Consider the following 12,853-nt stretch of genomic DNA (forward strand, 5'->3'; position numbering starts at 1 on the left):
CGGTTCGTGGTCTCGCATGACGCGCTCAGGCGCCCGCGCCGCCCTGGGCGGCGAGCGCGGCTTCGAGCGCCTTGATGCGCTCGCGCAGCTTGTCGAGGTTGCGCACGAGCGCGGCGCTCTTGTTCCATTCGCCGTGGTCGACGGCCGGGAACGCGCTGGTATAGATGCCGGCCTTCGGCAGCGACTTCGATACGCCCGACTTCGCGGTAATGATGACGTAGTCGCCGAGCGTCACGTGGCCGGCGATCCCGGCCGCGCCGCCGATCATGCAATGGCGGCCGATCGTCGTACTGCCCGCGATGCCGGCGCTGCCGGCGATCACCGTGTACGCGCCGATCCGGCAGTTGTGGCCGATCTGCACCTGGTTGTCGATCTTCACGCATTCCTCGATGACGGTATCCGCCATCGCGCCGCGGTCGATCGTCGTGTTCGCGCCGATTTCGACGTCCGGGCCGATCGTCACGCCGCCGACCTGCGGGATCTTGACCCAGCTGCCGGTGCGCGCGTCGCCGTCGCCGACGAAATCCGGTGCGAAGCCGAAGCCGTCGGAGCCGATCACGGCGCCCGAATGGACGATCGCGCGCGGGCCGATCTTGCAGCCGTGGTACACCGATGCGTTCGGATAGAAATGCGAGCCGGCGCCGATCGTCGTGCCGCGGCCGACGAAGACGTTCGCGTCGAGCTGCACGCCGTCTTCGATCACCGCGCCGGCTTCGACCGTCACGTGCGGGCCGATCACCGCGGTCGCGGCGACCTGCGCGGCCGGATCGATCGTCGCGCTCGGATGCACGCCGGCCGCGCGCGGCGGCGTGGCGAGATCGATGAACATCTGCGCGACGCGCGCGAAATACGCGTACGGATTCGGCGTCACGATGAAATTGCGACCCTTCGCGGCCGCGCCCAGCTTTTCCAGATCCTTCGGCGCGATCAGCACCGCGCCGGCGCGGGTCGTGTCGACCTGCGACAGGTACTTCGGGTTCGCGAGGAACGCGAGCTGCTGAGGGCCTGCCTGATCGAGCGGCGCGAGGCCGCTGACCGTGCACTGGGCGTCGCCGGCGATCTCGCCGCCGAACCGCTTTACGAGTGCCTCAAGCGTCAATGCCATTCGTCGTCTGCTCCGTTCAGTTCGTCGAGCCGGACGCGAGCGCCTTGAGCACCTTGTCGGTGATGTCGATGCGCGGGCTGACGTACACGGCTTCCTGCACGATCAGGTCGTAATTCTGCTGCTCGGCGATCTGCTTGATGACCTTGTTCGCCCTTTCCAGCACGGCCGCCAGCTCTTCGTTGCGACGCTGGTTCAGGTCTTCGCGGAACTCGCGCTGCTTGCGCTGGAAGTCGGTGTCGAGCTGCGCGAGATCGCGCTGCTTCTGCGCGCGATCGGCCGCCGACAGCGACGTGCCGTTCTTGTCCAGCGAATCGGACATCGACTTCAGGCGCGCCGCCAGGTCCTGCAGATCCTTGTCACGCTTCGCGAACTCGGCTTCGAGCTTCGTCTGCGCCGCCTTCGCGGGCGCCGACTCGCGCAGGATCCGATCCGAATTGACCGCCGCGATGCGGGCGACGTCCTGTGCGTGCACCGTTGCCGCGCCCAAGGCCAGCGCAACGGTCAACGCGCACATCACTCGTTTCGAAAACTTACCGGTTAGCAAAATTACCCTCTCGTTGCTGTTGTCATGCGTTCGGTCAGAACGCCGTCCCGATCTGGAACTGGAATTTCTGGTACTGGTCGCCTTCGTGCTTCTGCAGCGGGAAGCCGAGGCTCAGCTTCAGCGGGCCGATCGGCGAGATCCACGCGAGACCCACGCCGTAGCCGTAGCGCAGGCCGTTGGCGCCCGTACTCGTGCCGCCCGGCGCGTTGCCCCACACGTTACCGCCGTCGAGGAACGTGAACACGCGCAGCGTGCGGTCGTAGCCGGTACCCGGCAGCGGGAACGTCAGCTCGATGTTGCCGACCAGCATCTTCGAACCGCCGATCGGGTCGTTCGTCTTCGTGTCGCGCGGGCCCAGCGAGCTCGGCTCGTAGCCCCGCACGGAGCCGATACCGCCCGCGTAGTAGTTCTTGAAGATCGGGTACGGGTTGCCGATACCGTTACCGTAGCCGCCTTGCAGGTTCAGGCCCAGGATGAAGCCGCGCGAGAACGAATAGTAGTACTGCGCCTGCAGGTCCGCCTTGTAGTACTGGATCTTGCCGACCGGCACGCCGTACTCCATGTTCGCCTGCGTGAAGTAGCCGCGGCTCGGAATCAGCGCGCTGTCACGCGCGTCGCGCGACCATGCGACCGTCAGCGGCACCGTGTTCGACACGCGGCCGAACTGGTTCACGTAATCCTGGTAGCTCTGCGGCGTGTTCGAATCGACGTCGAGGCGGTTCTGCTCGAAGCCCGCGCCGAAGTAGACGGTGTCGACTTCCGAGAACGGAATGCCGAACTTCAGGTTGCCGCCCGCGCTGATGATCCGGAAGCTCGAGCTCGTCGAATAGTAGAGCGGCTGGTACGTGCGGTAGAACACGTCGGTGATCCGCTTGATGCCGTCGACCGTGAAGTACGGATCGACCTGCGTGACGGTCAGCGTGCGGTAGCTCTTCGCGGTGTTGACGTTCACCGACAGGCTCGTGCCCGAACCGAACACGTTGTCCTGCGACACGCCGGCCGACAGCACGACCTTGTCCGTCGACGAGAAGCCGGCGCCCAGCGTGATCGCGCCGGTCGGCTTTTCGTCGACCTTCACGTTCACGTCGACCTGGTCGTTCGTGCCTTCGACCGGCACCGTCGTCACGTCGACGTTGGTGAAGTAGCCGAGGCGGTTCACGCGGTCCTTCGACAGCGCGAGGCGGTTCGAGTCGAACCACGAGCTTTCGAGCTGGCGCATTTCGCGGCGCACCACTTCGTCGCGCGTGCGCGTATTGCCGACCACGTTGATGCGGCGCACGTACACGCGGCGGCTCGGATCGACGACGAGGTTCAGGTTCACCTTGTGGTTCGCCTGGTCGATGTCCGGCTGCGCGTTGACGGTCGCAAATGCGTAGCCGTATTCGCCGAGCTTGTCGACGATCGACTTGGTGGTCTGCTGCAGCTTTTCGGCCGAGAAGCGGTCGCCCGGCTTGATCTTGATCAGCTTGTTGAGTTCGGCCTCGCGATCCAGCAGGTTGCCCGACAGCTTGATGCCCGACACCGTGTACGGCTCGCCTTCATGCAGCGTGACCGTCAGGTACATGTCCTTCTTGTCCGGCGAGATCGACACCTGGGTCGACTCGATGTTGAACTCGAGGTAGCCGCGGTTCAGGTAGTACGAGCGCACGGCCTCGAGGTCCCCCGTGAGCTTTTCCTTCGAGTACAGGTCGTTCTTCGTGTACCAGGAGAACCAGTTCGGCGTCGACAACTGCATCTCGTCGCGCAGCGTGCTGGTGCTGAATGCCTTGTTGCCGATGAAGTTGATCTGGCGGATCTTCGCGCTCGGGCCTTCGGCGACCGCGAACAGGATCGACACGCGGTTCGCGTCGACCGGCGTGACCGTCGTCTTGACCTCGGCCGCATAGAAGCCGCGCGTCAGGTACTGGCGCTTGAGCTCCTGCTCCGCCTTGTCGACGAGCGCCTTGTCGTAGTAGCGGCCATCGGCCAGGCCGACCGCGCGCAGCGCCTTCGTCAGGTTGTCCTTGTCGAATTCCTTCGTGCCGGTGAAGTCGATCGACGCGATGGCCGGACGCTCCTGCACCTGCACGATCACGACGTTGCCCTGCGTGGCGATGCGCACGTCGTTGAAAAAGCCCGTCGCGTACAACGCGCGGATTGCTTCGGATGCCTTGTCGTCCGTGAAGGTATCGCCCTGCTTGATCGGCAGATAGGCGAACACCGAACCCGCTTCGACGCGCTGCAGCCCCTCGATCTTGATGTCTTGCACCACGAACGGTGCCGCTGCATGCGCCGCGAGGCCGTGCGCGGCGAGCGCGGCCGCTGCAACTGTCTTAGGTACAAAGCGATGAGGTTTGAACAACATGCATCCCCAATATTTAGCTGCATCAAATCAGGCGGCTGACCACCGGCCGCCGCCTGACGCTTCAGAAATGGATTAACCGAGCCAGATCGTTGAACAGCGCGATCGCCGACAACGCGACGATGCAGATCAACCCGGCTCTTTGCAGAATCAGCTGCCAGCGCTCCGAGACGGCTTTCCCGGTCGCGGCTTCAACCGCATAATATAACAGATGCCCCCCGTCCAAAACGGGAATCGGCAACAAGTTCAGGACGCCAAGGCTAATGCTGACAAGGGCGAGGAACGACAGGAAGGCCGACGGACCGAGCCGCGCGCTCTTGCCCGCGTAGTCGGCGATCGTCACCGGGCCGGACAGGTTCTTCAGCGACGCGTTGCCCGTGATCATCCGCCCGAACATCTTCAGCGAATACACGGAAATGTCCCACGTGCGATGCGCGCCGAGCCGCAGGCTCTCGATCGGCCCGTAGCGCACGTCCACCGATGGCGCGTGCATCGACAGCGCCGCGCCGATCCGGCCGACCTGCTGCCCCGATTCGTCGTCGCGCTGCATCTGCGGCACGATCGCCACCGTCTGCGCGGCGCCGTTGCGCTCGATCCGCAGCTCGAGCGGCTGGCCCGCACGGTGCTTCACCGCATCGATGAAGCGCGACGCGCCGCCGATCGGCTTGCCGTCGAGCGCGACCAGCTTGTCGCCGACCTTCAGGCCGGCCTGCTCCGCCGCGCTGCCCGGCTGCACCGACGCGACCGACAACGTGCCGCCGCCGGCCTCGAAACCCAGATGGGCCATGAAGTCGTCGTCGAGCTGGCTGTCGGGGACGTTGCGAAGGTCGACGCGGAAATCGAAGGTCGCATTGCCGTCACGCGCGCCGAGCACGACCTCGCGATGGTCGAACGCGGCCGACAGCAGCTTCCAGCGCAGGTCCGACCACGATCGCACCGGCTCGGACTCGCCGCCCTGCGCATTGCGGATCGACACGACCGTCTCGCTGCCGTCGAAGCCCGCACGGGCCGCCGCCGTGCCGGCGGCCGGCGGCGCGACGATCGCGGCCGGCTCGGTCACGCCGGTGGCGAATACGAGGGAAAACAGTGCGATTGCCAGCAGAAAGTTCGCAATCGGCCCGGCCGCGACGATCGCGATGCGCTTGTAGACCGACTGGCGATTGAATGCCTGGCCGAGCTCGTCGGGCGGAATGCCACCCGGGCCCGGATCGCGCTCGTCGAGCATCTTCACGTAGCCGCCGAGCGGCAGCGCGGACAGCGTCCATTCGGTGCCCGTCCTGCGGCTGACCCAGCGCGCGACAGGCTGGCCGAAGCCGATCGAGAAACGCAGCACCTTCACGCCGCACCAGCGCGCGACGCGATAGTGTCCGTACTCATGCACGACGACCAGTACCCCGATCGCCACCGCAAACGCGACCAGTTCGACCAGCACGTTCATGAGCACCTCATTCAGACCGTACGCTCCACGCGTGGCGCAGGCGCTTTTGCAATGATCGCGGCGGCGAGGCGGCGAGCCTCGGCATCCGCCGCGAGGACGTCGTCGAGCCCGTCGGGCGCGCGGTTCGGCAGCGCGTTGAGCACCGCGTCGACCGTCGCCGCGATCGCCATGAAGCCGATCCGGCGCTCGAGAAATGCTTCGACTGCCACTTCGTTCGCCGCGTTCAATGCGGCGCTCGCGATACCGCCCTCCTCGAGCGCCTTCAGCGCGAGCGCGAGGCACGGGAAGCGCGCGTAATCGGGCTTCTCGAACGACAGCTGGGCGATCTGCGCGAGATCGAGCTGGTCGACGCCCGCGTCGACGCGCTCAGGGAACGCGAGTGCATGTGCGATCGGCGTGCGCATGTCGGGGTTGCCGAGCTGCGCGAGCACCGAGCCGTCGCGGTACGACACGAGCGAATGGATCACGCTCTGCGGATGGATCAGCACGTCGATGCGGTCGCCCGGCAGCCCGAAGATCCAGTGCGCCTCGATCACCTCGAGGCCCTTGTTCATCATCGTCGCGGAATCGACCGAGATCTTGCGGCCCATCACCCAGTTCGGGTGCTTGCACGCCTCGTCCGGCGTCACGTCGACGAGCGTGGCCGGTTCGCGCGTGCGGAACGGGCCACCCGATGCGGTCAGGATGATCTTCGAGATCCCGCCGTGCTCGGCCGCGTCGCGCGGCATGCACTGGAAGATCGCGTTGTGTTCGCTGTCGACCGGCAGCAGGATCGCGCCATGGTCGCGCACGGCGTCCATGAAGATCGCGCCCGACATCACGAGCGCTTCCTTGTTCGCGAGCAGGATCCGCTTGCCGGCGCGGGCGGCCGCCAGGCTCGGCGCAAGGCCGGCCGCGCCGACGATCGCCGCGACCACCGTGTCGCAGCCGTCGCTCTTCGACACGTCGACGAGCGCCTGCGGGCCGTGCAGCACGACCGTCTTGCTGCCCGCCGCGCGCAGTTTCGCGTCGACGTGCGCGGCCGTCGCGGCATCGCCGACCACCGCCACTTCAGGCGCGAAGCGCAGACACTGCTCGACGAGCTTGTCGCCGTTGCGGTGCGCGGTCAGCGCGTAGACCGAGAAGCGCTCCGGATGGCGCGCCACCACGTCGAGCGTGCTGTCTCCGATCGAGCCCGTGGAACCGAGCAATGTCAGACGTTTTTGCATAACAGAAATAATGGTTTAACCAAGCAGCAGCATCGCGAGCGGCAGCACCGGCAGCAGCGCGTCGACACGATCGAGCACGCCGCCGTGGCCCGGCAGTAGTCCGCTCGAATCCTTCACGCCCGCCTGCCGCTTCAGCAGCGACTCGAACAGGTCCCCGACCACGCTGTACGCGACCAGCAGCGTCAGCGCGGCCCACGCGCCGGGCATCCCGTAGCGCGCGGCGAATGCAGAAAACAGGGTCGGTTCGAACGCATGCATGGCCATCGCGACACCGCCGACGACCATCACCGCGAACCAGCCGCCGATCGCGCCTTCCCAGCTCTTGCCGGGGCTGATCGTGATGGCCAGTTTACGCTTTCCGAAGGCCTTGCCCGCGAAGTATGCGCCGATATCGGCCAGCCAGACGACCAGAAGCAGTGACAGCACGAACGGCACGCCCTGCGCGCGGGCTGCAACGAGCGCGTGCCAGCAGGCGGCGAACACGACAAGGCCGGCGGCCAGCAGGAACGGCCGCCAGACGCCGCCCGCGAGCGTGGGCTTGCGCCGCAGCGCGAACGGGCCGACCAGCAGCCAGAACACGCCGGCCGCCATGAAAAGGGGACGGGACGAAGCCGCATCGACGCCGAACGGGGCGGTGGCCCCGAGCGCGAGCGCCGCGACGCCCGCATAGACGATCGGAGCGGCACCACCGAGCTTCAGCAGGCGCGCCCACTCCCACGCGGCGAACACGAGAACGACGCCGATCAGCGCGCCGAACCCGGCGAGCGGCGCGAACAGTGTCACCGGCAGCAGCACCGCCAGCATCACGATCGCCGTGATCACACGGGTTTTCAGCATGAAAGGGAGTCGGCGTTCTGCGATTGCGGTTCGAGTTGCGCACTCGTGCGCCCGAAACGGCGCTCGCGCTCGGTATACGACGCCAGCGCGTCGGCCAGTGCCGCGCCGTCGAAATCCGGCCAGTACTTGTCGGTGAAATAGAATTCGGCGTACGCGAGCTGCCACAGCAGGAAGTTGCTGACGCGCTGCTCGCCGCCGGTACGGATGAAGAGATCGGGCTCCGGCGCGTAAGCCATTGCCAGGTGCGGCGCGAATGCGTCCTCGGTCACTTCGACCTCGCGACCTTCGCGCACCGCCTGCTCGACGAGTTTCTTCGTCGCCTGCAGAATGTCCCACCGGCCGCCGTAGTTGGCCGCGATGGTAAGCGTCAGACGGGTATTGCGCGCCGTCTTGGTCTCGGCGCGGCGAATCAGCTCGCGGATGCGCGGCTCGAAACGGTCGAGATCGCCGACGACGCGCAGGCGGATCCCGTTCGCATGCAGCTTGCCCACTTCGCGCTCGAGCGCGGTGATGAACAGCCGCATCAGGAACGACACTTCGTCGTTCGGCCGACGCCAGTTTTCCGAACTGAACGCGAACAGCGTCAGGTATTCGACGCCGGCGCGCGCGCAGCCTTCGACCACCGCCCGCACGGCATCGACGCCGCGGGTGTGCCCCGCGACGCGCGGCAAGCGGCGTTCGGTCGCCCAACGGCCGTTGCCGTCCATGATGATCGCGATGTGACGCGGCACGACGCCGACGTCAGGCACGCGAACGGTAGAGCTGGTATAGGTCATGGCCGTTGAGACAGTAATGCGGGAAGAAGACGGCGCGCGAGGACGGTCGTCAGACCGTCATGATCTCGGCTTCCTTGGTCTGCACGAGCTTGTCGATTTCGGCAACGTGCTTGTCGGTCAGCTTCTGCACGTCGTCGCTCGCGCGGCGCTCGTCGTCTTCCGAGATTTCCTTGTCCTTCACGAGCTTCTTCAGCGCTTCGTTCGCGTCGCGGCGCAGGTTGCGGATCGCGACCTTGGCCGTTTCGCCTTCGCTCTTCACGACCTTGGTCAGCTCGCGGCGGCGCTCTTCCGTCAGCGCGGGCATCGGCACGCGGATCAGGTCGCCGGTCGTCGCCGGATTCAGGCCCAGATCGGCTTCGCGGATGGCCTTCTCGACCTTCGCGACCATGTTCTTTTCCCACGGCTGCACGCCGATCGTGCGCGCGTCGACGAGCGTCAGGTTCGCGACCTGCGAGATCGGCACCATCGAGCCGTAGTAGTCGACCTGCACGTGATCGAGCAGACCGGTGTGTGCACGGCCCGTACGGATCTTGGCCAGATCGTTCTTGAACGCTTCGATCGAGCGCTGCATCTTTTGCTCGACGCCCTTCTTCACATCAGCGACACTCATTTCAACCTCCGAACCTTCAAACCTTCAAAGAACGCGGGCCCCGCCCGACGCACGTCGCGCGCCGCGGCCGGCAACCCGCGCCGGTCGCCCGCATCCGCGGGAGTTTACACGTGGACGAGCGTACCTTCGTCCTCGCCCAGCACGATGCGCTTGAGCGCGCCCGGCTTGTTGATCGAAAACACGCGAATCGGCAGCTTCTGGTCGCGGCACAGCGCAAACGCCGTCGCGTCCATCACCTGCAGGTTGCGGCTGATCGCCTCGTCGAAGCTGATCGTCGTGTAGCGCGTGGCCGACGGATCCTTCTTCGGATCGGCAGAATATACGCCATCGACCTTGGTCGCCTTCAGCACGACTTCGGCGCCCACTTCCGAGCCGCGCAGCGCGGCGGCGGTATCCGTCGTGAAGAACGGGTTGCCGGTGCCGGCCGCGAAGATCACGACGCGGCCTTCCTCGAGCTGACGGATCGCGCGGGGCCGGATGTACGGCTCGACGACCTGGTCCATGCGCAGCGCGGACTGCACGCGCGCCTCGATGCCGGCGTGGCGCATCGCGTCCTGCAGTGCCAGAGCGTTCATCATCGTCGCCAGCATCCCCATGTAGTCGGCCGTCGCGCGGTCCATGCCGGCCGCGCCGCCCGCGACGCCGCGGAAAATATTACCGCCACCGATCACGACCGCGAGCTGCGTCCCGAGACGCACGACTTCGGCGATATCGGCCACCATCCGTTCGATCGTCGCGCGATTGATGCCGAAGGCATCGTCGCCCATCAGCGCTTCGCCGGAGAGTTTGAGGAGGACGCGTTTATAGGCATTGGACATAGGGGCTTCCGAGCGACGAGAGGATGACAACCACGAACTGTAGGGGCGAAATACTGATTCGGGCAAGCGCCGACGACCGGACCGGGGTTCCCGGCCGGCCGGCGGCGCCGCCGGCCGCGGCGGAGCGGACGCCCCGCCGCGGATACTGCGAACTGCTTACTGCTGCTTGGCTGCTGCGACTTGCGCGGCCACTTCGGCGGCGAAGTCGTCCTGGCGCTTCTCGATGCCTTCGCCGACGACGAACAGCGCGAACTTCTGCACTGCCGCATTCGCCGCCTTCAGCATCTGCTCGATCGTCTGCTTGTCGTTCTTCACGAACGTCTGGTTCAGCAGCGACACTTCCTTCAGGTACTTCTGGACGCTGCCGTCGACCATCTTCGCGACGATTTCAGCCGGCTTGCCCGATTCGGCAGCCTTCTGCTCGGCGACGCGGCGTTCCGTCTCGATCAGTTCCGCCGGCACGTCGGCCGACGACAGCGCGACCGGCTTCATCGCGGCGATGTGCATCGCGACGTCCTTGCCGACCTGCTCTTCCGCGCCCGTGTACTCGACGATCACGCCGATACGCGCGCCGTGCAGGTACGTCGCGATCTTGTTCGCGGTTTCGAAACGGACGAAACGGCGGATCGACACGTTCTCGCCGATCTTGCCGATCAGCGCCAGACGCACTGCGTCGACGGTCGAGCCTTCGAGCGGCAGCGCCGACAGCGCGGCCACGTCGGCCGGGTTCTGCGTCGCGACGAGTTCTGCCACCGTCTTCGAGAACGCGAGGAAGTCGTCGTTCTTCGCGACGAAGTCGGTTTCGCAGTTCAGCTCGACCAGCGCGCCTGCGTTGCCGCCGACGAACGATGCGACGACGCCTTCTGCCGTCACGCGCGATGCGGCCTTGCTCGCCTTGTTGCCGAGCTTCACGCGCAGCAGTTCTTCAGCCTTGGCCAGATCGCCGTCGGCTTCCGTCAGCGCCTTCTTGCACTCCATCATCGGTGCGTCGGTCTTCGCGCGCAGTTCTGCCACCATGCTTGCGGTAATTGCCGCCATCATTCGCTCCTTGAGTCTGTATTCACAACGCCGCCCGCTTGGACGCGAACGGCCGAGATTCGTTTCCGGACCCGCGCCGATTCGGCGCGATCAGGTCCGGCGCACAAGCTTAAAAAAAGGGGGCCTGTTGAGAGCCCCCTTTTTGCGCCGGCTCGGGGCCAGTTACGCGTTTTCCTCGACGTATTCGTCGTCGCCGCGTGCGGCCTGGACCACTTCGTTGACCGCGTTCGCACGGCCTTCGAGGATCGCGTCGGCCACGCCTTCGGCGTACAGCGCGACTGCCTTGCTCGAGTCGTCGTTACCCGGGATCACGTAATCCACGCCTTCCGGCGAGTGGTTCGTATCGACCACGGCGATGACCGGCACGCCCAGCTTGTTCGCTTCCGTGACGGCAATCTTGTGGTAGCCGACGTCGATGACGAAGATCGCGTCCGGAATACCGCCCATGTCCTTCACGCCGCCGATCGACTTCTGCAGCTTGGCGATTTCGCGTTCGAACAGCAGCGCTTCCTTCTTGCTCATCTTCTCGGTTTCACCCGCTTCGACGGCCGCTTCCATGTCCTTCAGGCGCTTGATCGACACCTTCAGCGTCTTGAAGTTGGTCATCATGCCGCCGAGCCAGCGTGCGTTGACGTACGGCATGCCCGCACGTTGCGCTTCCTGGGCGATCGTGTCACGCGACTGGCGCTTCGTGCCGACGAACAGGATCGTGCCGCGGTTCGCTGCCAGCTGGCGCACGTACTTCTGTGCGTCCGTGAACATCGGCAGCGTCTTTTCGAGGTTGATGATGTGAATCTTGTTGCGGTGACCGAAAATGAACGGAGCCATCTTCGGGTTCCAGAAGCGCGTCTGGTGACCGAAGTGGACACCCGCTTCCAGCATTTGGCGCATCGTAACTGCCATGTAAATTCTCCACGAGGGTTGGGTCTTAAGCCGGCTGCCGTACCGCCGCGCGAACCCGCCCTGAAGGGCGGGGATTCCGCACGGACGGCACCCTGGTTGCGCCGGCTTGCGATTCGGCACGTGCAAAACGCCCGTGCCGTAAGCCTTTCACCGCGATGCCGCCCCAAGATGGGGCACGACGGCAAATTTGGATGTCGACTTAGCCAAAGAGTATAGCACGCGGATTTGTCGGCTCTCAAGTCGCACGGCACTTTCGCTTGCCGCGCGGCCGCGGGCCGGACAATCCTCGAAAACCCGCATCCGCGCGGCCCGCAGGGGCTGCGAGGCCCGCCATAAGGTGCGATAATCCGTCAATTCACCGCATTCCAGGCATACCTCGATGGCTATTACGCTCAAAAACGAACACGATATCGCGGAGATGCGCGTCGCCTGCCGTCTCGCCAGCGAAGTGCTCGACTTCATCACGCCGCACGTCGTCGCGGGCGTCACGACCGCCGAACTCGACCGCCTCTGCCACGAGTTCATGCTCAACGAGCAAGGCACGATCCCCGCGCCGCTGAACTATCAGCCGCCCGGCTATCCGCCGTACCCGAAGGCCACCTGCATTTCGGTCAACGACGTGATCTGCCACGGCATTCCCGGCGAGAAGGTGCTCAAGAACGGCGACGCGCTGAACATCGACATCACCGTGATCAAGAACGGCTATTTCGGCGACACCAGCCGGATGTTCATCGTCGGCGAGGGTTCGATCCTCGCGAAGCGTCTCGTGCAGACCACCTACGAATGCATGTGGCTCGGCATCGACCAGGTCAAGCCCGGCGCGCACCTCGGCGACATCGGCTACGCGATCCAGAAGCACGCGGAGGCGCAGGGCTACAGCGTCGTGCGCGAATACTGCGGCCACGGCATCGGCACGGTGTTCCACGAGGATCCGCAGGTCGTCCACTACGGCCGCCCGGGCACCGGCATCGAACTGAAGGCCGGGATGATCTTCACGATCGAGCCGATGATCAACGCCGGCAAGCGCGACATCCGCACGATGCCCGACCAGTGGACGGTCAAGACGCGCGATCGCAGCCTCTCCGCGCAGTGGGAGCACACGGTGCTCGTCACCGAAACCGGCTACGAAGTGCTGACCGTGTCGGCCGGCACGCCGGCGCGCCCCGTGTTCGCACAACCGGCCGCCGCCGTCTGAGCGCCGTCGCGCCAGCCCGCCCCACCCCGCACCTGAACGG

General features: G+C 65.7%; 12 protein-coding genes. 1 reads left to right on the forward strand and 11 read right to left on the reverse strand.

What is annotated here, in order from left to right; translation table 11 throughout:
- Window positions 1-25: 25 nt before the first annotated feature.
- From lpxD to rpsB, 11 genes are all read right to left on the reverse strand, one after another.
- Window positions 26-1,105 carry a UDP-3-O-(3-hydroxymyristoyl)glucosamine N-acyltransferase gene (gene lpxD, locus CFB81_RS10140; RefSeq protein ID WP_069617661.1) on the reverse strand — a complete coding sequence of 360 codons (1,080 nt, stop codon included), beginning with the start codon at window positions 1,103-1,105 and terminating at the stop codon, window positions 26-28.
- Window positions 1,106-1,121: 16 nt separating this feature from the next.
- On the reverse strand, window positions 1,122-1,619 hold the full coding sequence (locus tag CFB81_RS10145) for an OmpH family outer membrane protein (RefSeq protein ID WP_048248617.1): 498 nt from the start codon (window positions 1,617-1,619) through the stop codon (window positions 1,122-1,124).
- A gap of 64 nt (window positions 1,620-1,683) precedes the next feature.
- Entirely contained in the window at window positions 1,684-3,993 is a 2,310-nt protein-coding gene (bamA, locus tag CFB81_RS10150) for an outer membrane protein assembly factor BamA (RefSeq protein ID WP_089435207.1), read from the reverse strand.
- Between the two features lie 61 nt (window positions 3,994-4,054).
- Entirely contained in the window at window positions 4,055-5,428 is a 1,374-nt protein-coding gene (gene rseP, locus CFB81_RS10155) for an RIP metalloprotease RseP (RefSeq protein WP_089435208.1), read from the reverse strand.
- An 11-nt stretch (window positions 5,429-5,439) separates the two neighbouring features.
- The gene (locus tag CFB81_RS10160; RefSeq protein ID WP_050012899.1) at window positions 5,440-6,636 is read right to left on the reverse strand and encodes a 1-deoxy-D-xylulose-5-phosphate reductoisomerase; all 1,197 of its coding nucleotides are present in this window, start codon (window positions 6,634-6,636) and stop codon (window positions 5,440-5,442) included.
- Between the two features lie 15 nt (window positions 6,637-6,651).
- Window positions 6,652-7,473 carry a phosphatidate cytidylyltransferase gene (locus CFB81_RS10165; RefSeq protein WP_089435209.1) on the reverse strand — a complete coding sequence of 274 codons (822 nt, stop codon included), beginning with the start codon at window positions 7,471-7,473 and terminating at the stop codon, window positions 6,652-6,654.
- Window positions 7,467-8,249: a polyprenyl diphosphate synthase gene (gene uppS / locus CFB81_RS10170; protein ID WP_034188847.1), complete on the reverse strand. Its 783-nt coding sequence runs from the start codon at window positions 8,247-8,249 to the stop codon at window positions 7,467-7,469. Before uppS ends, CFB81_RS10165 begins: the two co-directional genes overlap by 7 nt.
- 49 nt (window positions 8,250-8,298) lie before the next feature.
- A complete protein-coding gene (frr, locus tag CFB81_RS10175) occupies window positions 8,299-8,859 on the reverse strand; it encodes a ribosome recycling factor (protein ID WP_006478492.1) in 561 nt (186 codons plus the stop codon).
- Window positions 8,860-8,963: 104 nt separating this feature from the next.
- On the reverse strand, window positions 8,964-9,677 hold the full coding sequence (gene pyrH, locus CFB81_RS10180; protein ID WP_006402648.1) for a UMP kinase: 714 nt from the start codon (window positions 9,675-9,677) through the stop codon (window positions 8,964-8,966).
- 156 nt (window positions 9,678-9,833) lie between these two features.
- The gene (gene tsf, locus CFB81_RS10185; protein WP_021159104.1) at window positions 9,834-10,715 is read right to left on the reverse strand and encodes a translation elongation factor Ts; all 882 of its coding nucleotides are present in this window, start codon (window positions 10,713-10,715) and stop codon (window positions 9,834-9,836) included.
- Between the two features lie 162 nt (window positions 10,716-10,877).
- Entirely contained in the window at window positions 10,878-11,618 is a 741-nt protein-coding gene (gene rpsB, locus CFB81_RS10190) for a 30S ribosomal protein S2 (RefSeq protein WP_069617666.1), read from the reverse strand.
- A gap of 379 nt (window positions 11,619-11,997) precedes the next feature.
- Between rpsB and map the strand changes: the two genes are divergently transcribed.
- Window positions 11,998-12,813: a type I methionyl aminopeptidase gene (gene map / locus CFB81_RS10200; RefSeq protein WP_069617667.1), complete on the forward strand. Its 816-nt coding sequence runs from the start codon at window positions 11,998-12,000 to the stop codon at window positions 12,811-12,813.
- Window positions 12,814-12,853: the final 40 nt, after the last annotated feature.

The organism is Burkholderia sp. AU28863 (assembly GCF_002223195.1).
Classification (GTDB): domain Bacteria; phylum Pseudomonadota; class Gammaproteobacteria; order Burkholderiales; family Burkholderiaceae; genus Burkholderia; species Burkholderia sola.